The 634-nt window shown below is 70.5% G+C and carries 1 protein-coding gene; it reads right to left on the bottom strand.

Translation table 11 applies throughout. The features are described 5' to 3' along the window. Positions 1-171: 171 nt before the first annotated feature. On the bottom strand, positions 172-634 hold a 463-nt coding region (locus tag B3E43_RS08245), incomplete at its 5' end, for a TonB family protein (RefSeq protein ID WP_292028352.1).

Below are 634 nucleotides of genomic sequence, written 5' to 3'. Positions count from 1 at the left end.
TCTAACCAACTGAGCTAAGGCGGCGCAGGCCCGCATGGGGCGACGCGAGGGCGGGTTCTAGCGGGACCGTCGGGACTGATCAAGCAAGCCGCCGCGATAATCGACATGGCGCAGACGAAAACGCCCCGGAGGCGGACCTCCGGGACGCTGTCGTATGGTTGATCCGACGGATTACTCCGGCGGGGGCGGACGGAAGCGGACGTTCCATTCCACCCGGGCGCCGACGGCGGCGCCGTCGACCGTACCCGGCGTCACCCGCGAACGACGGGCGGCGGCGAGAGCGGCGGAGCCGAAGCCCATGCCCGGAGGATCTTCCGACAGCACCCGGCAATCCGTAAGGCTGCCGTTGGGCTGCAGGCCGCAGCTGACCCGCACCGTCGAGATGCCCTCGATACCACGAGCCGCGGCGCGTTCCGGATACTCGGGAACGACCTGACGACCCCAGCTCGGGTTCGTCACGACCGACGGCCGCGGCGGAGCCGGAGGCGCCGGAGGCGGAGGCGGTCCGGGAACGATGACCGGGGGACCCCGGTACTCGACACGGTCTTCCTTCTTCGTCGGCTCGATCGGCAGCGTCACCGGAGGCGGCGGTGCATTCGGGACGACGACCGGGGGACGCACCTGCAGCTTGGGC

It is taken from the genome of Brevundimonas sp. UBA2416, from assembly GCF_002343105.1.
Classification (GTDB): Bacteria; Pseudomonadota; Alphaproteobacteria; order Caulobacterales; family Caulobacteraceae; genus Brevundimonas.
This window is presented reverse-complemented; position numbering and strand designations above follow the sequence as displayed.